Source organism: Marinihelvus fidelis (assembly GCF_008725655.1).
GTDB lineage: Bacteria > Pseudomonadota > Gammaproteobacteria > Xanthomonadales > SZUA-36 > Marinihelvus > Marinihelvus fidelis.
Genome location: NZ_VYXP01000005.1, coordinates 267,297 through 289,204 on the forward strand (window position 1 = coordinate 267,297; position 21,908 = coordinate 289,204).

At 64.7% G+C, this 21,908-nt stretch carries 18 protein-coding genes; 4 read left to right on the forward strand and 14 right to left on the reverse strand.

The window, feature by feature from the left end:
* Positions 1-74: 74 nt before the first annotated feature.
* Genes thrC through asnB form a run of 4 tightly spaced genes read right to left on the reverse strand, consistent with a single transcriptional unit; the run spans position 75 to position 6,458 of the window.
* Positions 75-1,337, reverse strand: coding sequence for a threonine synthase (gene thrC, locus F3N42_RS09150; RefSeq protein WP_150864124.1), 1,263 nt, complete (start codon positions 1,335-1,337; stop codon positions 75-77).
* A gap of 39 nt (positions 1,338-1,376) precedes the next feature.
* Positions 1,377-2,318 carry a homoserine kinase gene (gene thrB, locus F3N42_RS09155; RefSeq protein ID WP_150864125.1) on the reverse strand — a complete coding sequence of 314 codons (942 nt, stop codon included), beginning with the start codon at positions 2,316-2,318 and terminating at the stop codon, positions 1,377-1,379.
* A 25-nt stretch (positions 2,319-2,343) separates the two neighbouring features.
* On the reverse strand, positions 2,344-4,794 hold the full coding sequence (thrA, locus tag F3N42_RS09160; protein WP_150864126.1) for a bifunctional aspartate kinase/homoserine dehydrogenase I: 2,451 nt from the start codon (positions 4,792-4,794) through the stop codon (positions 2,344-2,346).
* Entirely contained in the window at positions 4,794-6,458 is a 1,665-nt protein-coding gene (gene asnB / locus F3N42_RS09165; protein WP_150864127.1) for an asparagine synthase B, read from the reverse strand. Before asnB ends, thrA begins: the two co-directional genes overlap by 1 nt.
* Positions 6,459-6,624: 166 nt before the next feature.
* On the opposite strand from asnB, the gene F3N42_RS09170 reads away from it, so the two are divergent.
* Complete coding sequence (locus F3N42_RS09170) at positions 6,625-6,906, forward strand: BrnT family toxin (RefSeq protein ID WP_150864128.1); 282 nt, start codon at positions 6,625-6,627, stop codon at positions 6,904-6,906.
* The gene (locus F3N42_RS09175; RefSeq protein ID WP_150864129.1) at positions 6,899-7,174 is read left to right on the forward strand and encodes an antitoxin; all 276 of its coding nucleotides are present in this window, start codon (positions 6,899-6,901) and stop codon (positions 7,172-7,174) included. The genes F3N42_RS09170 and F3N42_RS09175 overlap by 8 nt, the downstream gene beginning before the upstream one ends.
* 7 nt (positions 7,175-7,181) lie before the next feature.
* Here F3N42_RS09175 and F3N42_RS09180 read toward each other — a convergent pair whose 3' ends face one another.
* Genes F3N42_RS09180 through F3N42_RS09190 form a run of 3 tightly spaced genes read right to left on the reverse strand, consistent with a single transcriptional unit; the run spans position 7,182 to position 11,872 of the window.
* Positions 7,182-8,237 (reverse strand): 2-oxoacid:ferredoxin oxidoreductase subunit beta, encoded by a 1,056-nt coding sequence (locus F3N42_RS09180; RefSeq protein WP_150864130.1) that lies wholly within the window; start codon positions 8,235-8,237, stop codon positions 7,182-7,184.
* Positions 8,234-10,048: a 2-oxoacid:acceptor oxidoreductase subunit alpha gene (locus F3N42_RS09185; RefSeq protein WP_150864131.1), complete on the reverse strand. Its 1,815-nt coding sequence runs from the start codon at positions 10,046-10,048 to the stop codon at positions 8,234-8,236. Before F3N42_RS09185 ends, F3N42_RS09180 begins: the two co-directional genes overlap by 4 nt.
* A 21-nt stretch (positions 10,049-10,069) precedes the next feature.
* Entirely contained in the window at positions 10,070-11,872 is a 1,803-nt protein-coding gene (locus F3N42_RS09190) for an FAD-dependent oxidoreductase (protein WP_150864132.1), read from the reverse strand.
* A 440-nt stretch (positions 11,873-12,312) separates the two neighbouring features.
* On the opposite strand from F3N42_RS09190, the gene F3N42_RS09195 reads away from it, so the two are divergent.
* Together F3N42_RS09195 and F3N42_RS09200 are read left to right on the forward strand one after the other, a co-directional pair.
* Positions 12,313-13,809, forward strand: a complete 1,497-nt coding sequence (locus F3N42_RS09195) for a DEAD/DEAH box helicase (RefSeq protein ID WP_150864133.1) — start codon at positions 12,313-12,315, stop codon at positions 13,807-13,809.
* Positions 13,810-13,883: 74 nt separating this feature from the next.
* A complete protein-coding gene (locus F3N42_RS09200; RefSeq protein WP_150864134.1) occupies positions 13,884-15,449 on the forward strand; it encodes a PQQ-dependent sugar dehydrogenase in 1,566 nt (521 codons plus the stop codon).
* On the opposite strand, the gene F3N42_RS09205 is transcribed toward F3N42_RS09200, so the two are convergent.
* The 7 genes from F3N42_RS09205 to rpmH form a co-directional block, all read right to left on the reverse strand.
* A complete protein-coding gene (locus F3N42_RS09205; RefSeq protein ID WP_191621328.1) occupies positions 15,450-16,913 on the reverse strand; it encodes an NAD-dependent succinate-semialdehyde dehydrogenase in 1,464 nt (487 codons plus the stop codon).
* An 83-nt stretch (positions 16,914-16,996) separates the two neighbouring features.
* Entirely contained in the window at positions 16,997-17,410 is a 414-nt protein-coding gene (locus tag F3N42_RS09210) for a DUF6691 family protein (protein ID WP_150864135.1), read from the reverse strand.
* The gene (locus F3N42_RS09215; RefSeq protein ID WP_150864136.1) at positions 17,407-17,844 is read right to left on the reverse strand and encodes a YeeE/YedE family protein; all 438 of its coding nucleotides are present in this window, start codon (positions 17,842-17,844) and stop codon (positions 17,407-17,409) included. The genes F3N42_RS09210 and F3N42_RS09215 overlap by 4 nt, the downstream gene beginning before the upstream one ends.
* Before the next feature lie 10 nt (positions 17,845-17,854).
* A complete protein-coding gene (gene mnmE / locus F3N42_RS09220; protein WP_150864137.1) occupies positions 17,855-19,195 on the reverse strand; it encodes a tRNA uridine-5-carboxymethylaminomethyl(34) synthesis GTPase MnmE in 1,341 nt (446 codons plus the stop codon).
* A complete protein-coding gene (gene yidC, locus F3N42_RS09225; protein WP_150864138.1) occupies positions 19,196-20,899 on the reverse strand; it encodes a membrane protein insertase YidC in 1,704 nt (567 codons plus the stop codon).
* An 11-nt stretch (positions 20,900-20,910) separates the two neighbouring features.
* A complete protein-coding gene (gene rnpA / locus F3N42_RS09230) occupies positions 20,911-21,291 on the reverse strand; it encodes a ribonuclease P protein component (protein ID WP_150864139.1) in 381 nt (126 codons plus the stop codon).
* A gap of 61 nt (positions 21,292-21,352) precedes the next feature.
* Positions 21,353-21,487, reverse strand: coding sequence for a 50S ribosomal protein L34 (gene rpmH / locus F3N42_RS09235; RefSeq protein WP_150864140.1), 135 nt, complete (start codon positions 21,485-21,487; stop codon positions 21,353-21,355).
* Between the last annotated feature and the right edge of the window lie 421 nt (positions 21,488-21,908).

The window sequence follows — 21,908 nt, forward strand, 5'->3', positions numbered from 1 at the left end:
AGAGATGATGCACGTCCTCGTTGGTCGTGCCTAAAGGAGTACCATGGCCGACCACAAAAGTTGGTCGGCAGGTATCAGTCCAGCAATAATTCCCGCAAGCGACTGAAATCCCCCGGGATCGTGGCCGACAATACCGTCTTGTCTTTTACCGCCGCCAGCTCCGGCGGCAGGGGCACGTCCTCACCAGTGGCGTCCAGGATGACCTCGGCAAACTTGGCCGGGTGCGCCGTGCAGGCGAACACGCCGATCTCACCGTCGGCCAGCGACGCGTCGAGCGCCCACCAGGCCAGCGCGCTGTGCGGGTCGGCCAGGTAACCCTTTGCCTTGAGCGCGACGATGGCATCGGTAGTGTCGGTATCGGAAACGGCGACGCTGTCGAGAAATTCGGCGATGGGCACACCGGCCCGCTGCGCCAGCGCCTCGACACGGGGAAAGTTGTTGGGCCGGGAAATGTCCATGGCGTTGCTGAGCGTGGCCACGGTGTCGCGCGGCGCCCATTGTCCGTCGGCCAGGTAGCGCGGCACCGTGTCGTTCACATTGGTCGCCGCCAGCATGCGCTTCATCGGCAGACCCATGGCGCGTGCCACAAGGCCCGCGGTGACGTTGCCAAAATTGCCGCTGGGCACGCAGAACACGGGCTCCCGGCCCTGCAGTCGCGCCACCGATTCGAAGTAATAGCAGACTTGCGCGAGTAAGCGCGCGACGTTGATCGAATTGGCCGAGTTCAGCCCCAGCTGCACACGCAGGGTCTCGTCGTCGAAGGCCTGCTTGACCATGGCCTGGCAGGTGTCGAAATCGGCCTCGATGGCCACGGTGCGAATGTTGCCGCCCAGCGTGCAGAAGAGTTTTTCCTGCAGCGGCGTAATGCGCCCCTTCGGATACAGGATCACGGCCTCGACGCCGGGCTTGTTGTGGAACGCGTGCGCCACCGCGGCGCCGGTATCACCCGATGTCGCAGTCAGGATCGTGGTCGGCGAGCCGTCACTGAAGGCCGACAGGCAGCCGGCCATGAAACGGGCGCCAAAGTCCTTGAAGGCCAGCGACGGGCCGTGGAACAGTTCCAGCGCATTGACCCGGTCATCCACCGCCACCTGCTCCAGCGGGAAATCAAAGGCGGCCGTGACGATGGGCCGGATGACGGCCACGTCCAGGCCGGTCAGTTCGGCCAGCAACAGGGCGCTGCGCTCGGCAAACGGAAGATCCAGCAGGGCATCCAGCTCGGTCACGACCGGGATGGTCTCGGGAAAATACAGGCCCTGTCCGCGGCCCAGGCCGCGGCGGACAGCCTGTTCAAAGCTGGCGCTGTCGCTGGGGTCGGAGAGGTTCAGGAATCGCATGGTCAGGCTCGCTGGAGTTTGGATCGGTCAGGCGGCCACTCAGGGCAACGCACGCGCGCCGGCAAGGTCGGCCCGGCAATGGCGGACGAAGCCGCGCTCATTTTCGAGGAAGTTGTCTTCCAGCCAGGCCCTGGCATTTTTCCCGACCTGGCTGTTGTCGACCACGCAGAACACCGTCGGCCCGGAGCCGGAAATGCCGAACGCCAGCGCGCCCATCTTCATCAGCGCGGCGCGCGCGTCTTCGAAGCCCGGGATCAGGTCCTTGCGCCAGGGTTCAGCGATCAGGTCGACCAGGCAGGCCGCCGCATCACGCGGGTCACCGCTGTAGAGTTCGTGTACGAAACGGGCGAAGTTGGCGCCGTGGGCGACGGCCGTCTCGCGCCGCAGCCGCTCCGGCAGCAGGTCACGCGCGGCCTTGGTTTCCAGGCGCGTGCCCGGCCAGGCCACCACGACCTGCCAGCTGCCCGGCCAGGGCAGGGCGTACTGGCCGCGGCCATCCGGCATGCACAGGCGCAGGCCACCCAGCAGGCTGGGGGCAATGTTGTCCAGGTGCACGTCGCCGCTGATCTCGCCTTCCATCCGCGCCATCAGTTCAAGCAGTTCCAGCCGGTTTAGCGGGCCGCCGAAGAAGCGGTTCAGCGCGACCAGCGCGGCCACGATGGAGCTGGCGCTGGAACCCAGGCCGCTGCCCACGGGCAGGCGCTTGTCCAGGCGCACTTTCAGGGTCTCGATTTCCTTGCCCTGGGCCCGGACCATGCGCTCAAAACGGCGGCAGGACGCCATGACGATGTTGCTTTCCGGGTCCGGCGGCAGGGCATCGGCGAACGGGCCGGTCACGTCCAGCAGCCAGTCGTCATTGGAGCCGGCCTGCAGTTCAATCACGTCACCGAAGACATCGCCGTCCAGCGACTGCAGGGCCAGTCCCAGTGAATCGAAGCCCACCGAAACATTGCCGGTGGATGCGGGCGCGAACACTTTCATGTCATGACTCTCCTGTCCCGTGAGCTTAGGGATCCAGTGGCCGCCAGGCCGTCCGCAGCACGTCGGCAAACACGCCGGCCGCGGTTACCTCGGCGCCGGCGCCATAGCCGCGCAGCACCAGGGGAATGGGTTGATAGTAATCGGTGTAGATGACCAGTGCGTTTTCGCCGTCACGAATGGCGCCCAGCGGGCCGGAGGCCGGCACCGCCTCGATCGACACCTTGCAGCGGCCGTCACTGATCCTGCCCACATAGCGCAGCACCGAGTCGTCGGCCTGGGCAGCGGCAATTTTTTCCGCGAAAGCGGCGTCCAGCTCCTTCAGGCGCGGCGGCAGCTCCGCACCACTGGCATCGGACGCGAAATTCGCCGGAATCACCGGCTCGACGTCGATATCGCCCAGCTCCATGTCCAGCCCGGTCTCGCGGGCGATGATCAGCAGCTTGCGGGCGACGTCCATGCCGGACAGGTCATCGCGGGGGTCCGGCTCGGTGAAGCCCAGTTCCATGGCCGACTGCACGGCCTCGGAAAACGGCACGCCGTCCTCGAGCGAACCGAAAATCTGCGACAGCGACCCGGACAGGATGCCTTCAAACACCTGCAGGTGATCGCCGGAGCGCATCAGGCCATGCAGGGTGTCGATCACCGGCAGGCCGGCGCCGACATTGGTCTCATACAAAAAGCGCCGGAAACCGCGCGCCGCGGTATCACGCAGCTCATGGTAGAAATCCATCGACATGGTGTTGGCCTTCTTGTTGGCGCACACCACGTTGAAGCCGTTCGCCAGCAGGCGCACGTACTGGCTGGCCAGGCCGGCATCCGTACTGCAGTCGACGATGGTCGGGTTCAGCAGGCCGAGTTCCTCGCGGATCTTCAGGATATCGTCCAGCGTGTAGGCCTTGCCCTTGCTCTGCAGGTCGTCTTTCCAGCGGCCCGTGTCGACCTCGTCGGCCGCCGTCAGCAGCAGCTTGCTGTTGGCGATAGCGCGGACCTTCAGCTGCTGGTGGTTCGAGGCCAGCTTGTCACGCTGGCGGTGAATCTGCGCCAGCAGTGCGCCGCCGACATTGCCGCAACCCAGCAGGATCACGTCGATATGGCTCATGTGGCCGAAGAACGCGGTATGGCTGGCGCGGGTCGCGGACACCGCGTCGCGCCGGTCAACGACCAGGGAGATCGCGCGCTCGGTGGAACCCTGGGCGATGACTTCAACGTTCACCCCGGCCGCCGAGTTGGCGGTCAGGAAACGTGCCGCCACGCCACGGTTCTGCTTCATGCCGTCGCCCACCAGCGTCACCACGGCGCGCTCACGCAGCACCGAGATATCGCTGACCAGGCCATGCAGGCGCTCGAAATGGAATTCCTCGGCCAGTGCCTTGGAGGCCGTGTCGGCCTCGTCGGTACGCACACACAAGGTAATGCTGTACTCCGAAGACGACTGTACGATCAGCAGCACCGAGATGGACTGGCGGGCCAGCGCGCCCATGACGCGGTGGGCCACGCCGACGCGGCCACGCAGGCCGCTACCGGCGATGGTGATCGAGGCCACGTGGTCCAGCAGCGAAATGCCCCGCACGGCCACGCAGCGCGACGCGCCGGCATGGACCACGGTGCCGGGCAGTTCCGGACGGTAGGTATTGCGAATCTCGCAGGGAATGTTGGCGCTGGCCAGCGGCGCCAGGGCCTTGGAACTGATCACGCCGGCGCCATAGAACGACAGTTCCATGGCTTCGCCGTAGCTGACCTCGTCCAGGACCTGCGCGTTGCCCACAATCGACGGGTCGGCGGAGAAGAAGCCATCCACGTCTTTCCATATCTGGCAGCAACGCGCGTCCAGTGCGGCGGCCACGGCGGCGGCCGAGTAATCGGAGCCATTTCGCCCCAGCAACTGGTAGTCGCCCTGGGCGTTACGGCCATGGAAGCCCGGCAGCACAAGCACACGCAGGTCGTCGGCCATGGCGTCCTTCAGTCGCGGCGCGGCGCGCTCGACATCCACCAGCGAGTCCAGCCAGCTGTCGTTGGCCGGTGGAATCACCTCGGAATCGGACCAGCGTGCATTCACGCCGGTCAACGCCAGGTACTCGGCCATCAGGCGGCTGCTCAGGTTTTCGCCGGAGGCCAGGATCTCGGCGCGGCTCTTGTCCGGGCAGTCCCCCAGCAGGCGGATACCCTCCAGGCGTCCAGCCAGGCGTTTTTGCCGTTCGGCCAGGATGTCGCGCAGGCGGCTGTCGTCGTGTCCGGCGCCGGCCATGCCATCAACCACCGCAGACTCGCGTGAGGCGATGTCGGCCAGGGTCGTAGAGAAATCATCACCCGCCTGGGCCTGGTTGATCGCGGCGATCAACAGGTCGGTCACACCATAGACGGCGGACAGCACCACGGCCACGGGTTCGTCTTCGGAAAACTTCCGGATCAGGGCCGCGCTGGCCTCGAATCCGCGGAAGTCCGCCAGTGACGAGCCCCCGAATTTCTGCACCAGCATTAGTAGGCCTCCTTGTGGACGGAACGCATGGCGCGACCGCTGGGGTCGGCCATCTCGGCGAAGGACGGGTCCCAGGCCATGGCTTCGGGTGACGAGCAGGCCACCGACTTGCCGCCGGGCACACACTGCGCCGCAGACGGCAGCGGGAAGTGCTGCTCAAACACCGTGCGGTAGTAATACGCTTCCTTGGTATCCGGCGTGTTGTGCGGGAACCGGCGCGCGGCGCTGGCCATCTGCGCGTCGCTGACGCGCTCGTTGGCGTTGTCACGCAGGGCGTCGATCCAGCCGTAGCCCACACCATCGGAGAACTGCTCCTTCTGGCGCCAGGCCACTTCGTGGGGCAGCAGTTCCTCGAACGCCTCGCGCACCACCTGCTTTTCCATGCCGCCCTCGACGATCATCTTGTCGGCCGGGTTGATGGACATGGCGTAGTCCATGAAATCGCGGTCCAGGAACGGCACCCGCGCCTCCACGCCCCAGGCGGACATGGCCTTGTTGGCACGCAGGCAGTCATACATGTGCAGGCGCGACACCTTGCGCACGGTCTCGGCGTGGAATTCCTCGGCGTCCGGCGCCTTGTGGAAATACAGGTAGCCACCGAAGATCTCGTCGGCGCCCTCGCCGGACAGCACCATCTTGATGCCCATGGCGCGGATCTTGCGCGCCATCAGGTACATCGGCGTGGCCGCGCGGATGGTGGTCACGTCGTAGGTTTCCAGGTGCGCGATCACTTCTTCCAGCGCGTCCAGGCCTTCCTGCAGGGTGTAGGTGAAGCCGTGGTGCACGGTGCCGATATGGTCCGCCACCTTCTGCGCGGCGGCGAGATCCGGCGAACCCTCCAGGCCGACGGCGAAGGAATGCAGCCGCGGCCACCAGGCCGGGCTCTGCTCGTTGTCTTCCACGCGGCGCTCGGCATGGCGCGCCGCCAACGCGGCAATCACCGAGGAATCCAGCCCGCCGGACAGCAGCACGCCGTAGGGCACGTCGCTCATCAGGTGGCTGCGGACGCTGTCGTCCAGGGCGCGGAACAACTCGCCGCGGTCGGTTTCGCCTTTGTCCACGGCGTCGTATTCGCGCCAGGCCGGCTCGAAGTACCGCTGCGGTGCGGCTTCACCTTTCTGCCAGTAATGCCCAGGCGGAAACTCGTGCACCTCTGCACAGACCTCCATCAGCGCCTTCATCTCCGAGGCCACGTAGGTCCTGCCCTGGTCATCGTGGCCGTAGTAGAGCGGGATGATGCCGATCGGGTCACGGGCGATCAGCCAGTGGTCGTTGTCGGCGTCGAACAGGACAAAAGCGAACATGCCGCGCAGGTCGTTGAGAAACCCGGCGCCACGGCGCTGGTACAGCGGCAGGATCACTTCACAGTCCGACGCCGTGGTGAAGGCATAGTCGGCCAGTTCACTGGCGCGCAGTTCCTGGTGATTGTAGATCTCGCCATTCACCGCCAGCGCGCACTCGCCGTCCGCGGACAGCAGCGGCTGGGCGCCGGTATTCACATCGACGATGGCCAGGCGCTCATGCGCCAGGATCGCGTGCGGGTGGGTGTAACTGCCAGACCAGTCGGGACCGCGATGACGAAGCAACCGGGACTGGCGCAGGGCGGTCTGCCGCAAAGCGTCATCCGCCTCCTGGACGTCCAGGATGCCGAAAATGGAACACACTGTTTTTATCTCAACGTTTTAAGAGCACGAACCCCGCATCATAGCGAGGGTTTCGTACAGGATGAAACACATAATTGCCATATCGATAGAGTGTTTACGTATGCAGAATGTCCGGACACACCCGACTTGATGCCATAAGGCACACAACGTCATAATGTTCTTCAGAATGAAGTCCATCGTATGGAACCCGGACAAGAACGCGCGACTCAAATCCGAACGCGGCGTTTCGTTTGAAGATGTGGTTTTCCATATTCTCGCGGGCGATGTCCTCGACACATATGAACACCCCAACGCGGAGAAGTATCCGGACCAACAGGTTCACGTAATTGAGATAGAGGAATACGTCTACCTGGTTCCATTTGTAGAGTCGGAAAACGAGGTGTTCCTGAAAACGATCTTTCCGAGCAGAAAGGCCACGCGAAAATTCAGAGGCAATGAAGATGAGTGACCTGGACAATGAAGAACGCGAGATTCTGGAAGCATTCGAATCAGGCTCGCTGAAGCCAAGTGACAACGCGAAGGAAATACAGACACGCCACCAGGCTTATGCTGAAGCCATGTTGCGCAAGGACGCCCGGATCAACATTCGAATTTCATCACGGGACCTGCGCGGAATTCAAAAGCGTGCGTTGGCGGAAGGTATTCCCTATCAGACCCTGATCGCGAGTGTGTTACACAAGTACGTTGAAGGCCGGTTGCGGGAAGCAGCCGACTGATCCAGGGTCAGCGCATTTTCGACTGCAACTTTCTGAGCGCGTCCGAACCCGGCGATAGCTCCTCGTAGGGAATGTCCTTCAACGGACGCTCCGTGGTGCCGAACAGGTCGTGCATCTCGGGCAGGTCTTCGTTCATGTACATCAGGCCGGTCACCACTTCGCCGCGGGAGCGCGCGGTTTCCAGGTACTGCAGCGCGCGGCTGCGATCGGTGGGGTCATAGCCATCCTCGGTACGGCGCAGCATCACGCGTGAGCCGTCGTGCAGGGTCACGGCTTTCGCCTCGCCCGGGTCGAACTGGGCGTTGATCTCTTCGGCGGGCGGGACGAAGTCCAGTTTCACCGCCTCATGCTTGTTCTCGCGGGTGTAGGCGTAGCTCTTGGTTGAGCCTTCGTGGTCGTTGAAGGTCACGCAGGGCGAGACCACGTCGATGATGGCGCAGCCGCGATGGCGCACACCGGCCTTGATCAGCGGCACCAGCTGGTCGCGGTCGCCGGAAAAACCCCTGGCCACGAACGAGCCGCCCAGCGTGATGGCCGTGGCCACCGGGTCGATATTCTGCCAGCGGTTTTCGGCGCCTTTCTTGGCGCGGCTGCCGACGTCGGCCGAGGCCGAGAACTGGCCCTTGGTCAGGCCGTACACGCCGTTGTTCTCGATGATGTAGAGCAGGTTGAGGTTGCGGCGCACCACGTGGCCGAACTGGCCGAAGCCAATGGACAGCGAGTCGCCGTCGCCGGACACGGCAATCGCCACCATGTCGCGGTTCCCGGCCATGGCGCCGGTGGCCACCGACGGCATGCGCCCGTGCACGGAGTTGAAGCCGTGCGCGCCGGAAATGAAGTACGCCGGCGTCTTCGATGAGCAGCCGATACCGGACAGCTTGGCCACTTTCTCCGGCGCGATCGACATTTCCCAGAACGCCTGGACAATGGCGGCGGTGATGGAATCGTGGCCGCAGCCGGCGCAGAGCGTGGAGAGCACGCCCTCGTAATCGCGGCGGCGCAGGCCGATGTCATTGAGCCGGTCGGACGGCAGGTCGATGCGGGGTTTGGCGATGAAGGTCATGCGGCCACCTCCTTGCCGGCGCAAAATTCGGTGACGGCCTGGATAATGCAGTCACTGGGGATGGGCATGCCGTTGTAGTGCAGCAGCGGCACCAGCAGGTCGCGCCGGCCGGTCTCGGTTTCGGTCAGCAGCAGCGAACGGAGCTGGGCGTCGCGGTTCTGTTCGACCACGAACACGGTGTCGTGCGCTTCCAGGAAGGCCTCCACGTGATCGTTGAACGGGAACGCCTTCACGCGCAGGTAATCCAGGTGGACACCTTGTTCGGCCAGCCGGTCCAATGCCTCGTTGACCGCGCCGTCGGAAGACCCGTAGGCAATCACACCCAGGCGCGTCGGCTCGGGCGCCTCGCGCAGCACCGGCTGCGGCACCAGCGACTTGCCGGTCTCCCACTTCACCAGCAGGCGGTCGACCACGTCCTGGTACTCGTCGGCGTCCTCGGTGTAACCGCCGTAGCGGTTGTGCCCGGAACCGCGCACGAAATATGAGCCGCGCGCGTCCTCGCCCGGTAGCGTACGGGCAGTGATTCCGTCGCCGTCGGTGTCCAGGTAGCGGTGGAATTTCTGGATTTCGTCCAGCTCGGCAGAATGCAGCACCTTGCCGCGGTCGGGCCGCCAGGTGTCGTTCCACTCCAGTTCCGGAATCATCCAGTCGTTCATGCCGATGTCCAGGTCGGACAGCACGAACACCGGGGTCTGCAGCCGCTCGGCCAGGTCAAAAGCGTTGACCGCCATCTCGAAGCACTCGCGCGGGTCGGCCGGGAACAGCAAGGGGTGGCGGGTATCGCCATGCGAGGCATAGGCGCACATCGTCACATCGCACTGCTGGGTGCGTGTCGGCATGCCGGTTGAGGGCCCGACGCGCTGGATGTTGAAGAACACCGACGGGATCTCGGCGTAGTAGGCGAAGCCGATGAACTCGCTCATCAGCGAGATGCCCGGCCCGGAGGTGGGCGTGAAGGCGCGCGCGCCCATCCAGTTGGCGCCCAGCACCATGCCGGCCGCAGCCAGTTCATCCTCGGCCTGGATGATGCAGAAGTTGTTCTGGCCGTCCTCGGTACGGCGAAACATCTTGCAGTAACGCTCGAAGCCGTCCATCAGCGAGGTCGACGGCGTGATCGGGTACCAGGCACCCACCGTGGCGCCGGCGTAGACACAGCCCAGTGCTGCCGCCGAGTTGCCGTCGATGAGGATATGGCCGGCGTTGTCGCCCATGGCCTCGGCGCGCACCGGCAGCGGGCAGGTGAAATTGGCCGTCGCGTATTCATAGCCCAGGTTGATGGCTTCCAGGTTGCTGTCCACCAGTTTCGGCTTGCTGGCGAAGGTTTCTTCCAGCAGTTGTTTCAGCACCGCGCGGTCGATACCCAGCAGCGCCGAGAGCACGCCCACGTAGGCGATGTTCTTCATCAGGATGCGCACGCGGGCCTTGTCGAAATGCTCGTTGCACATTCGCGCCAGCGGCACGCCCAGCACGGTGATGTCGTCGCGCTCCAGCTGCGAATCGCGCGGCCAGGTGGAGTCGTAGATAAAGAAGCCACCCGGGGCGACCTCGGCCAGGTCTTTCGCGTAGGTCTGCGCGTTCATCGCCACCATGACATCGACGCGCGCCTCGCGGGCCATGTAGCCGTCGCGGTTGGCGCGGATCTCGTACCAGGTGGGCAGGCCCTGGATGTTCGACGGGAACATGTTCTTGCCGGTGACCGGGATGCCCATGCGGAACAGCGCCTTCATCAGCATGCCGTTGGCGCTGGCCGAGCCGGTGCCGTTGACGGTGCCGATCTTGAGGACGAAATCGTTAATGCGTTCGGTGGTCATGGGGCGTTCTTCCCCGGGCCGTCACCCGGTCTTCTTCAGCGGCTCCGCCGTCGGTTCGTGGTCGCCCGCGCGGGGGAATTTCAGCAGCGACTTCTGCATGTCCCAGGCGGCCGTCGGGCAGCGCTCGGCGCACAGGCCGCAGTGCACGCAGAGGTTTTCGTCCTTCACCATCACCCGGCCGGTTTGCTTCAGCTCGCCGGACACGTACAGCGGCTGGTCCGGCTCCAGGCGCGGCGCGCGCAGGCTGGCGACCAGCGCCGGCTCCTCGGCGTCGGGGACAATGGTCAGGCATTCGGTCGGGCAGATATCCAGGCAGGCATCGCATTCGATGCAAAGATCATCGGTGAAGACCGTCTGGATATCGCAGTTCAGGCAGCGCTCGACTTCCACGGCTACCTGGTCGGGGTTGAAGCCCAGTTCGACCTCGGTGCCCAACGCCCGGAACCGCTCGGCCAGCGGCACATGCTCCATCTTGCGGCGGGCCGCCGCGTCAAAACTGTTCGAGTAACTCCACTCGTGCATGCCCATCTTGCGGCTGCCCAGGTTCAGGTGAACTGGGATACGCTCTTGCAGCGGCTGGCCGGTGCAGTGCAGGTGGATGGAAATGGCGGCCTGGTGGCCGTGCTCGACCGCCCAGATGATGTTTTTCGGCCCGAAGGCCGCGTCACCACCAAAAAACACGCCATCGCGTGTCGATTGGTGGGTTTTTTCGTCAACCACGGGCACATCCCACTGGTCGAACTCGATGCCCAGGTCACGCTCAATCCACGGGAAGGCGTTGTCCTGGCCAATCGCCAGTACAACGTCATCGCAGGGGATGGTCTCCTCGCGCAACACCCGCTGGCCGGTGATGCGGCCGTTCTCGATGTCGTACTCCATGACCTCGAAAACCATGCCGGTGAGCTTGTCGTCTTCTACCACGAACGCCTTCGGCGAGTGGTTGATGACAATCTCGACGTTCTCTTCCTCGGCGTCTTCCAGTTCCCAGTCGGACGCCTTGAAGAAGTCGCGCGGCTTGCGCGCCATGACCTTGACGTCGTTCGCGCCCAGGCGCAGCGAGGTGCGGCAGCAATCCATCGCCGTGTTACCCACGCCGATAATCAGCACGCGCTCGCCGATGGATTCAATATGTCCGAAGGCCACCGACTCAAGCCATTCGATACCGATGTGGATGTTGGCGTCCGCTTCCTCGCGGCCGGGCAGGTTCAGTTCCTTGCCCTTGGGCGCGCCGGAACCGACAAACACGGCGTCAAAGCCCTCGTCCAGCAGCGACTGCATGCTCTCGACCCGGGTACCCAGGCGCAGGTCCACGCCCATGTCGACGATGCGGTCGATCTCGTCGTTCAGCACTTCGTGCGGCAGGCGGAAGCTGGGAATGTTGGAGCGCATCAGGCCGCCGGGCTCATCCAGCGCTTCGAAAATCGTGCAGTCGTAACCCAGTGGCACCAGGTCATTGCAGACGGTCAGCGAGGCACAACCGGCACCGACCAGCGCGATCTTCTTGCCATTTTTCGGTGGAATGACCGGCATGCGGTCGTCGATATCACCACGATGATCGGCGGCCACGCGTTTGAGTCGGCAGATAGCGACCGGCTTCTGGCCGGTGCGGCCACGCCGGCAGGCCGGCTCACACGGCCGGTCGCAGACACGCCCCAGGATGCCCGGAAAGACATTGCTCTCCCGGTTGACCATGTACGCTTCGGTGAAATTGCCCTGCGCGATCTGGCGGATGTACTCCGGGACATCCGTATGCGCGGGACAGGCCCACTGGCAGTCGACCACCTTGTGAAAGTAGTCAGGATTCGACGTATCCGTACGTTTCATCGCCCTTTAGTTCTACCGCTCTCCGCGACCCCTTCAGAGCCAGAAGGGTTATTGATTCCGGAGAATAACGGTTTTGTCACACTCGCGCATCCCCGTAACGCGTGACGCGTGACGCGTGACAGAAAACATTCCAGGGTTTGGGGGTGGTGTAGTGCCTGTGCGGACCTTCGGCGGCATGGATGCCGCCGATGAGCGATCCATGGACGGACTTGAGCGAGTCCGCACAGGCGCTACGCCACCCCCAAACCCCTGCGACATGCTCCCCCGCGTCACGCGTTACGCGTCACCCGTTACCTGTTACAATGCGCGCCTCGGATGCCCGACCGGTGGTGTCCTTATCTTTTCGGCCATTCGGGCCGTCTGGCAAATCATTACGATTCCAGCCCTGACCGGTTACGCCACGAATAGCGGCGTTGGGCGAGACTGGAGCAACAATCCCAATGTCTTTTGAACACTTCGGCCTCGAAGCCGAAATCCTGCGCGCGATTAACGAGCAGGGCTACGATTCCCCTACGCCGATCCAGGCCAAGGCCATTCCGCTGGTGCGGCAGGGCCATGACCTGATGGCCGGCGCGCAGACGGGTACCGGCAAGACCGCCGGTTTCGTGCTGCCGATGCTGCAGCACCTGGCCACCCAGCCGCGGCGCGGCAAGGGCAAGGCCGTGCGCGCACTGGTGCTGACGCCCACGCGCGAGCTGGCCGCCCAGGTGGGCGACAGCGTGCGCGATTATGGCCGCCACCTGCGATTGAAATCTGCCGTCATTTTCGGCGGCGTGAACATCCGTCCGCAGATGAACAAGCTGCGCGACGGCGTCGATGTGCTGGTCGCCACCCCGGGCCGGCTGCTTGACCACGCCGGCCAGGGCACTGTTGACCTGTCGCAGATCGAGATCTTCGTGCTGGACGAGGCCGATCGCATGCTGGATATGGGCTTCATCCACGATATCCGCCGCGTGATTTCGCTGCTGCCGGCCAAGGACCAGCGCCAGAACCTGCTGTTCTCGGCCACGTTCTCCGCCGATATCCGCAAACTGGCCAACACCCTGCTGACCAATCCGCAGCTGGTGGAAGTGGCCGGCACCAACCGTTCCGCCGACACCGTCGAGCAGCGCATCCACCCCGTGGACAAGTCACGCAAACGTGAACTGTTGAGCCACCTGGTCGGCGCCGGCAACTGGCAGCAGGTGCTGGTGTTCAGCCGTACCAAGCACGGCGCCAACCGGCTGGTTAAACAGCTGACCGCCGACGGACTGGAATCCGCCGCCATCCATGGCAACAAGAGCCAGGCGGCGCGGACAAAGGCGCTGAAGCAGTTCAAGGACGGCAAGGTCCGCGTTCTGGTCGCCACCGATATCGCCGCCCGCGGTATCGACATCGACCGCCTGCCACACGTGGTCAATTTCGACCTGCCGAATGTGCCGGAAGACTACGTCCACCGTATCGGCCGCACGGGTCGAGCCGGCCGTGAAGGCGAGGCCATCTCTCTGGTCAGCGCGGATGAAATCCACCTGCTGCGCGATATCGAGCGGCTGATTGGGCGCGAACTCCCGCGCCAGGAACTGGACGGCTACGAGCCGGATCACACGCTGCCGACGGGCCCCACCAAGTCCGAACGCAAGGCCGCTGGCAAGCCGTCGAACAAGTCCGGCCGTGGCAAGAACGGCGGCAAGCCGCGCAGCCAGGCCCGTGGTCACGGTGGCCGCGATGGCAATGGTGCCAAGCCCGCCGGCAAGTCCGGGCGGCGGCGTGGCGGCCGGTCCGGCGCCAGCAACGGCAATGGCAACAGCAATGGCAATCGTAGCGGCGGCAACATGAAGAAGGCCTCCACGGAGCGCGGCAACCACTCCGGCAGCAAGCCGGGCGCCGGCAAGCCCCAGCGCGCCAAGCCCGGCCGTGGCCGGGTCAACCTGGCCGACAAGTTGTTCGGCAACGAGTAGGCCACACGAGCCATTGGTGACCGGGTCACCAATGGTTTAGTCTTCGGCCAGCCAAACTCCGGGGAAAACCGTTGTTGCGTAAACTGCTTCCTGGCCTTTGCCTGCTGGCCGTCACCGCCTGCTCACCGACGGCCGATCCCGAAGACGCCAAGCACGCGCCGGCGGCATCGCCCGCAAAGTCAGCGCCGGCCGTCGAGCACCCCGTCGCCGAGCACGCCGAACACGCCATTCAAACCGGGCCAAACCTGTCGCCGGTCGATGAGAAGCGTGCTTACAACCCGATGCACAACCGCGGCGAGAACCTCCGCAATCTCTACCTGATGAATATCCGCAACGCCCGGCTCGACCCGGTCGTCACCGGGCTGCGCAAGCCGTGGGCCTTCGAGTTCATCGACCCCAATACCCTGCTGATCACCGAGATCGGCGGCCGGCTGTACCGCCTGACGCTGCAGCCGCGCGCGCTGGTCGAGATCACCGGCCTGCCGGACATCGCCACCAGCCAGGAGCAGACCGGGCTGCTGGATATCGAAGTGCACCCGGACTTCGCGAACAACCAGCGGATCTATTTCAGTTACTCCGAAGCGGACCCCGAGGCCGGGCGTTTCTTTCGCACCATGATCGCCACCGCGCGCCTGGTCGATACCCGGCTGGTCGACGTTAAAACGCTGGTTGCGGCCGACCCGTACGGGTATTCGCCGTCGAATTTCGGCGGCGCCATCGAGTTCGATGACACGGGCAAGCTGTTCGTCTCCATGGGGGACCGCTCCGAAGAAGCCCTGGCCCAGCGCGGGGACCGACTGCAGGGCAAGGTCCTGCGCCTGAATGACGATGGCAGCGTGCCCGCTGACAACCCGTTCGTTGACGATCCGTCGATGGATGACCGCATCTACGCGTTGGGTGTGCGCAATCCACAGGGGCTGCACTTCGACGCGGAATCCGGGCTGCTGTTTGAAACCGAGCACGGCCCGCTGGGCGGTGACGAGGTCAACATCATCGAGGCCGGCGTGAATTACGGCTGGCCGGAAATCGGCTACGGCATGGGCTACAACTTCCAGCGCCTGGGTGTAGGCACCCACGCGCCGGGAATGCGCCAGCCCACCTGGTTCTACCTGCCGTCCGTGGCCACCTCGCCGATCACCGTCTACCGCGGTGACATGTTTCCGGAATGGGACGGCGACCTGCTGGTCGGTGCGTTGCGGGGCAAGTCCATCAGCCGCCTGGCCCGTGAAGGCCGGACCATCCTGTCGGAGTTCCGCTTCCTGGGCACGCTGGATGCACGTATGCGCGATATCAAGGTCGCCGACGACGGCGCGGTCTGGGTGCTGATCGAGTATGGCGGGCTGTTCAGGCTGTCACGCGAAGACCTGCCGGGACTGGGCGAGCAGCCCGAAGCCTCCGGCCAGGCCATTTACGATGCCGTCTGCGCGGGCTGTCACGACACCGGCGCCTACGGCGCGCCGCGCATGGACGACCGCGCGCGCTGGAGCCAGGTCGCGGCGAAGCCGCTTGAAACGATCGAAGCGAATGTCCGTGATGGCCTGGGCGCGATGCCCGAACGCGGCATGTGCAGCTTCTGCAACGACGAACACCTGCGCCTGGTCACCGACTTCATGCTGGAGACCGGCGCCGCGCAGGATTGATCAGCTGCCCAGGCCCGCCAGGGTGATGTACTTCATCTCGATGTATTCGTCGATGCCGTACTTCGAGCCTTCGCGGCCCATGCCCGATTCCTTCATGCCACCGAACGGCGCGGTTTCCGTCGACAGGATGCCGTCGTTGATACAGACCATACCGTAATCCAGGCCCTCGGCCACGCGCCACACACGGCCCAGGTCGCGGGCGTAGAAGTAGGACGCCAGGCCGAACTCCGTGGCATTGGCCAGGTCAATGACCTCCTGTTCGTCGCTGAAGCGGAAGACCGGCGCGATGGGACCGAAAATTTCCTCGGTGGCAAACGCCATGTCGGCGCTGGCGTCGCGCACCACGGTGGGTTCGTAGAACAGCCCGCCCCTGGAATGTCGCGCGCCGCCCACGACCACCTGGCCACCCTTTTCCACGGCGTCCGACAACAGTGTTTCCACCTTGTCCACGGCCTTGTCGGAAATCATCGGGCCGATGCTGACGCCATCGTCTTCACCCCGGCCCACCACCAGCTCACGGGTGGCGGCGGCGAATTTCTCGATGAACGCGTCGTAGACCGCGTCCTGCACGTAGATGCGATTGGCGCAGACGCAGGTCTGGCCGGCGTTGCGGTATTTGCTGATGATCGCGCCCTTGACCGCGGCGTCGATGTCGGCGTCGTCGAAGACGATGAACGGGGCGTTGCCACCCAGCTCCATCGACACGTTCTTCACCGTCGAAGCGCACTGTCTGATCAGCTGCTTGCCCACCGCGGTAGAGCCGGTGAACGAAAATTTGCGTACCAGCGGGCTCTCGGTCAACTCCAGGCCGACCTCTTTCGCCCGGGTCGAGGTGACGATGTTGAACACGCCCGGCGGAATGCCGGCTTCCTCGGCCAGGACAGCCAGCGCCAGTGCCGACAGCGGCGTTTCCGAGGCCGGCTTGATGATGATCGGGCAACCCGCGGCCAGTGCCGGGCCGGCCTTGCGCGTGATCATCGCGTTCGGGAAGTTCCACGGCGTGATACAGCCCACCACGCCCACCGGTTGCCTGGTGACGATAATCCGGCGGTCATTCATGTGGGTGGGGATCACGTCGCCGTAAACCCGCTTGGCTTCTTCGGCGAACCATTCGATAAACGAGGCGCCGTAGAGCACTTCGCCCGTCGATTCGGCGACGGGCTTGCCCTGCTCGGCGGTCATCAGCCGCGCCAGGTCTTCCTTGTTGTCCAGCATCAGGCCATGCCAGCGGCGCAGGATGGCCGCGCGGTCCTTGGCGGTGCGCGCGCGCCATTCGCCCCAGGCGCGGTCGGCGGCCTCGATGGCCCGGCGGGTTTCGGCCGCGCCCATCTCCGGCACGGCGCAGATCACCTCGCCGTCGGCGGGGTTATCGACGTCGAAGGTGGCGCCGTCATCGGCATTGACCCACTGGCCATCGATATAGGCCTGGGTGCGCAACAGTTCTGGGTTGTCGAGTTTCAGCATGTCGTAGTCATCCGTAAGTTCCTGGAACCGTGTGTTCGGTCCCGCCGCCGGGGTGCCTACCCTCTACGCTTGCCGGGGGCTTGTCAATCCCGCGTTTGCCAGCGACGCAGCGCGGCACCGGCGAGTAACGCGAGCACGAACGGCACGCCTTCAGCCGGATGAATGACCAGCGCTGTCAGTGCTGGCCCCGGGCAGTACCCGGTGAGCCCCCAGCCCAGGCCAAAGAAGACCGCGCCAACGACCAGCGGACGGTCGATGACTCGGCTGGCGGGAACATGAAATGCGGTATCGCAGGCCGGTGCCTGTCGACGCCATACCCAGCGGAACCCCAGCGCGGTGCCGATCACCGCGGTACCCATCATCACCGCGAGGCTCGGGTCCCAGTCACCGAAGATATCCAGGAAACCGAGGACCTTATTCGGGTTCGACAGGCCCGACACCACCAGCCCGGCGCCGAAAAGGGCACCGGCGAGTGCGGCGAACAGCAACCGGCTCACGCGCCCGGTCCCAGCAGGTGGCGGACAACCCAGACCACCACGATGGCTGTGGTCATGAACACGGCCGTGGCCACCAGGGAGCGTGGTGACAGCCTGGCCAGGCCACAGACCCCATGGCCGCTGGTGCAGCCGGACCCCATCGCCGTGCCGTAGCCCACCAGCAGGCCGCCCAGGACCAGGGCGACGGTAGAAAAACCCTGCCGGGGTGTAAACGAAAAGCCGGCGAGGTAAAACGTGATACCCGCCGCCGCGACCATGGAGACCAGGAACACGGCCGGCCACGCCCGGTCGGCGGACTTACGCCGCGTGGCGCTGGCGAGCATGCCGCTGATGCCGGCAATGCGGCCCAGCCCCAGCATGAGCAGGGTCGCCGACGCGGCGACCAGCAGGCCACCGGCGGCAGCCAGCAGCGGGGTGAATGTCGTTAATTCCATGGTCTCGCGCCTATTTGCCGATACAGAAACTGGAGAAGATCGCGCCCAGCAGGTCGTCGGCCAGCACCTTGCCGGTGATTTCGCCCAGCGCGTCCTGCGCCAGACGCAGTTCCTCGGCCAGGGTTTCAGCCATGGCGAACGCCTGCAACTGCTGGCGGCCCGTCACCAGGTGCTCCGCCGCGCGTGACAGGGCATCGAGATGACGGCCGCGGGCAGAGAAAGTGCCGTCGACCTGGCCACCCAGGCCGGCCGCGACACGGATCTCACCGACCAGCCCATCCAGGCCTTCGCCCGTGCGGGCGCAAAGGCTGACGCGACGCTTTGGGCCGTCAACCGCCGGCGCCTGGCCGGCCAGGTCGATCTTGTTGATCACCTCGATGGTGACCACGGACTCGGGAAAGTCGGCCAGCAATGCGCGCTGGGGCTCCAGCTCGAGACTGCCGTCGAGCACCAGCAGGGCGATATCAGCCACCCGCAATGCCGCGCGGGCGCGGCGCACGCCCTCGACTTCGACCTGGTCATCGCTGTCGCGAATACCGGCGGTATCGGCGATATGGACGGGCAGGCCATCCAGCGACAGCGTTTCACGCAGCACATCGCGCGTGGTACCGGGGATATCGGTGACGATGGCGGCGTCGCGACCGGCCAGCGCATTCAGCAGGCTGGACTTGCCGGCATTGGGTTGGCCAACGATCGCGACCGTCACTCCATCGCGAAGCACCTGGCCGCGCTGGGCCCGGCGCTGCAGGCCGGCCAGTTCTTCGATCACCGCGTCCAGGCGCTGCAGCACATCGCTCTCGGCGATGAAGTCGATCTCTTCGTCGGGGAAATCAAGCGCGGCCTCGATAAAGACCCGCAGTTCCGTCAGCCGCGCGACCAGTGCTTCGACTTCGTCCGAGAACACGCCTTCCAGCGAGCGCTGCGCGGCACGGGCGGCAGACTCGGTGCCCGACGACACCAGGTCGGCGATGGCCTCGGCCTGGGCGAGATCCAGCTTGTCATTCAGGAACGCGCGTTCGGAAAATTCACCCGGCCGGGCGGCGCGGGCGCCCAGCGATGCCAGGCGGCGAGACAGCATCTGCTGCGCCACGGGGCTGCCGTGGCCCTGGAGTTCGACCACGTCCTCGCCGGTGAACGACGCCGGGCCCTGGAAATACAGGGCGATGCCGGAATCGATGGCCTGGCCGTCGTCGTCGTTGAATGCACAGAAAACGGCCCTGCGTGGCGCCAGGGTTTTGCCTGTCACCTTGCGGCCAATGCCCAGGGCATCGGGGCCGGACAGCCTCACCACCCCGACGCCACCGGCGCCCGGCGGCGTGGCGATGGCGAAGATGGTGTCAGTGGCGGCCAACTATTCGTTCGCGATCTTGCGGGTGATGTACCACTGCTGGGCCAGTGAAAGGCCCGCGTTGGTGGCCCAGTACAGCACCAGGCCGGCCGGGAAGAAGGCAAACATCACCGAGAACACGATCGGCATGGCCTGCATCATCTTCTGCTGCACCGGGTCCATGCCGGCCATCGGCGTCAGCCGCTGCGTGGCGATCATGAAGATGGCGTTCAGCGCCGGCAGGATGAAGTACGGGTCACGCACCGACAGGTTGTCGATCCACAGCATGAACGGCGCCTGGCGCAGCTCGACCGACTCGATCAGCACCCAGTACAGGGCAATGAAGATGGGGATCTGCACCAGGATCGGCAAACAGCCGCCCAGCGGATTCACCTTCTCTTCCTTGTACATCTTCATCATCGCCTGGCTCATGGCCTGGCGGTCGTCGCCGTAGCGCTCCTTGAGTTTCTCGATGCGCGGCTGCAGCTTGCGCATGCGCGCCATGGAGCGGTACTGCGCCTCGGTGAGCTTGAAGAACGCCAGCTTGATCAGGATGGTCAGGATGACAATCGCCCAACCCCAGTTGCCGACAAAGTCATGGATCTTTTCCAGCAGCCAGAACAACGGCGCGGAAATCACGGTGAAGATGCCGTAGTTCACGGTCAGGTCCAGGCCTGGCGCGACCTCGGACAGGTGGTCCTGCAACTTCGGGCCGACAAACAGGCGGCTGGAGAACTCGTGCGACTGTCCGGGTTCGATACTGACGCCAGGTGAAACCGCACGGGCAATCACGCGCGGGGAATGGCCCGGGTTGAAGCCCTGGGTGGAATAGGCGTCGGCCTCACCGGCCGGCGGAATCCAGGCGGTGACGAAATAATGCTGCATCATCGCCAGCCAGCCGTCGGTGATGGAGCGCTGGTACGGCTCCTCGGCGGCGTCATCGAAATCAAGCTTCTCCAGCTTCTCGTCCGGGCTGTAGATACCCACGCCCTTGAAGCTGTAGCGCTCCGGGTTGTTGAACCCCGAGCCTTCATCATCACCCGGCACGGCGCGCTGCAACTGCTCGTAGCGGTTGCCGGCCCAGGCCATGGCACCCTGGTTTTCAACCCTGTGGGTCACGCCAATCTCGTAACTGCCGCGCTCCAGCGTGAACGTCTTGGTCACGCGGATGCCATCGGCCCCGGTCCAGGTCAGCGGAATCACCAGCGTACTTTCACCGTCGGCCAGGGTGTACTGATCCCGCGCCGTGGCGTAAACCGTGGTGTGGTTGGGGGCATCCATGCGGCTGAGCAGGCCCGACTGGGCGATATGAAAGCCCGGCCAGTCGCGGCTTAACAGCGCGACCTTCTGCTCCGGCGACTCCAGGTGCACCGGGTAATCGAGCAGTCGCGCACCGACCACGGTACCACCCGCCGGGTCGATATCCAGTTCCAGGACATCGGTGGTGACGGAAATCACCGGTGATTCCGGCGCGGCTTCCGCGGTTTCACCCGGCAACCCGACGTTGCTTGTCGTGTCCGGCATCGAAGAAGGCAGGTCGCCGGCCTGGACTGAGGCGCCCTCCGACGGAATGGCCGGAACCGGCGCGCTCGTCGGCGTATCGGTCGCCGTGGTCGTTGATGCAGGTGCCGGCTGGGGCTGGGGACCGTAGTCCTTTTGCCACTCGACCCAGAGCAGGTAGCCGATGAAAACGAGGGTGATCAGCAGAACGGGGCGCAGGTTAGCCATGGTAATGCGGGTTATCCTTGGTCGCGGGCCGTCCGCCGGCCGCTGTCAATCAGGCGCTGCCACAATCCGGCAAGCGATTCGAAGAGTTCCCGGTTGCATATGGTGGCGGCTCGCCGCGCAGGCAAGACCACGATGTCGATTCCGCCGAAATCAGCCAGGTCGTGCCTGCGCTGGCGAAAGCTCTCGCGGATGACCCGCTTTAACCGGTTGCGGCCCACCGCCTCGCGGCTGACCTTTTTGGAAACCGCGAGACCCAGGCGCGCGTCTTCGCCGTCACTGGATCGGGCGAGAATCCTGAAACAACGGTCCTGGTATACACGGGGGCGCTCGAAAACACGGCTGTACTGCGCGCCGTTGACGAGCCTGGAAGACTTAGGGAATGTCCCGGTCACGGGATGTCGCTACCGGGAACGGCGCCCGCGCCGAAGACGCGGACGCTGGATCACGTGTCCGTCAGGCGGACAGGCGCTTGCGACCCTTGGCCCGGCGCGCATTGATGACGGCGCGACCACCACGGGTCGCCATGCGGGCGCGGAAACCATGCCGGCGGGCGCGCTTGAGGCGGCTGGGCTGGAAAGTACGCTTCATGGTTGAATCCTCGACCTAAAATTTAGACACAAACAGCCGCATAGGCGGCCGACACAAGAGGACAATTGTAGCCCCGTATTCCCTCGCTATCAACCCACTCGTGCAGGTTTTTCCTAAACACGACAGGATGATGGTTTCCGAGTAGTCAAGTTATCCACAGCGGAGTATGCTTGTTCCGCGTCACCACCTCAGCCGGTGCCAGGGTCGCCGAGATCGCCAGGGCGGCCCGTTAGCCGGAAGACCAGGGACCCAATCAGCGTGGACGCGCAGCCTCCCGGTTTCGCCGGGTCGTCGGAATCACGGCAGGCCAGCGCTCCGCTCCGGGCCCTGTTGCGCCCGAAAACCGGGCCCGGCGGCCGCTAAAACAATAGCCCCACCCGCTCTAGCCGGGTGGCGACAAAGAAACCGGACAGAAAATTTT

Bases quoted from the DNA above. Each gene is read 5' to 3' on its own strand.
- yidC (WP_150864138.1), bottom strand. From the start codon at position 20,899: ATGGCTAACCTGCGCCCCGTTCTGCTGATCACCCTCGTTTTCATCGGC.
- F3N42_RS09175 (WP_150864129.1), top strand. From the start codon at position 6,899: ATGAGTGACCTGGACAATGAAGAACGCGAGATTCTGGAAGCATTCGAA.
- thrC (WP_150864124.1), bottom strand. From the start codon at position 1,337: ATGCGATTCCTGAACCTCTCCGACCCCAGCGACAGCGCCAGCTTTGAA.
- F3N42_RS09170 (WP_150864128.1), top strand. From the start codon at position 6,625: ATGAAGTCCATCGTATGGAACCCGGACAAGAACGCGCGACTCAAATCC.
- F3N42_RS09185 (WP_150864131.1), bottom strand. From the start codon at position 10,048: ATGACCACCGAACGCATTAACGATTTCGTCCTCAAGATCGGCACCGTC.
- F3N42_RS09215 (WP_150864136.1), bottom strand. From the start codon at position 17,844: ATGGAATTAACGACATTCACCCCGCTGCTGGCTGCCGCCGGTGGCCTG.
- rpmH (WP_150864140.1), bottom strand. From the start codon at position 21,487: ATGAAGCGTACTTTCCAGCCCAGCCGCCTCAAGCGCGCCCGCCGGCAT.
- F3N42_RS09190 (WP_150864132.1), bottom strand. From the start codon at position 11,872: ATGAAACGTACGGATACGTCGAATCCTGACTACTTTCACAAGGTGGTC.
- F3N42_RS09195 (WP_150864133.1), top strand. From the start codon at position 12,313: ATGTCTTTTGAACACTTCGGCCTCGAAGCCGAAATCCTGCGCGCGATT.
- thrA (WP_150864126.1), bottom strand. From the start codon at position 4,794: ATGCTGGTGCAGAAATTCGGGGGCTCGTCACTGGCGGACTTCCGCGGA.
- F3N42_RS09180 (WP_150864130.1), bottom strand. From the start codon at position 8,237: ATGACCTTCATCGCCAAACCCCGCATCGACCTGCCGTCCGACCGGCTC.
- thrB (WP_150864125.1), bottom strand. From the start codon at position 2,318: ATGAAAGTGTTCGCGCCCGCATCCACCGGCAATGTTTCGGTGGGCTTC.
- F3N42_RS09205 (WP_191621328.1), bottom strand. From the start codon at position 16,913: ATGCTGAAACTCGACAACCCAGAACTGTTGCGCACCCAGGCCTATATC.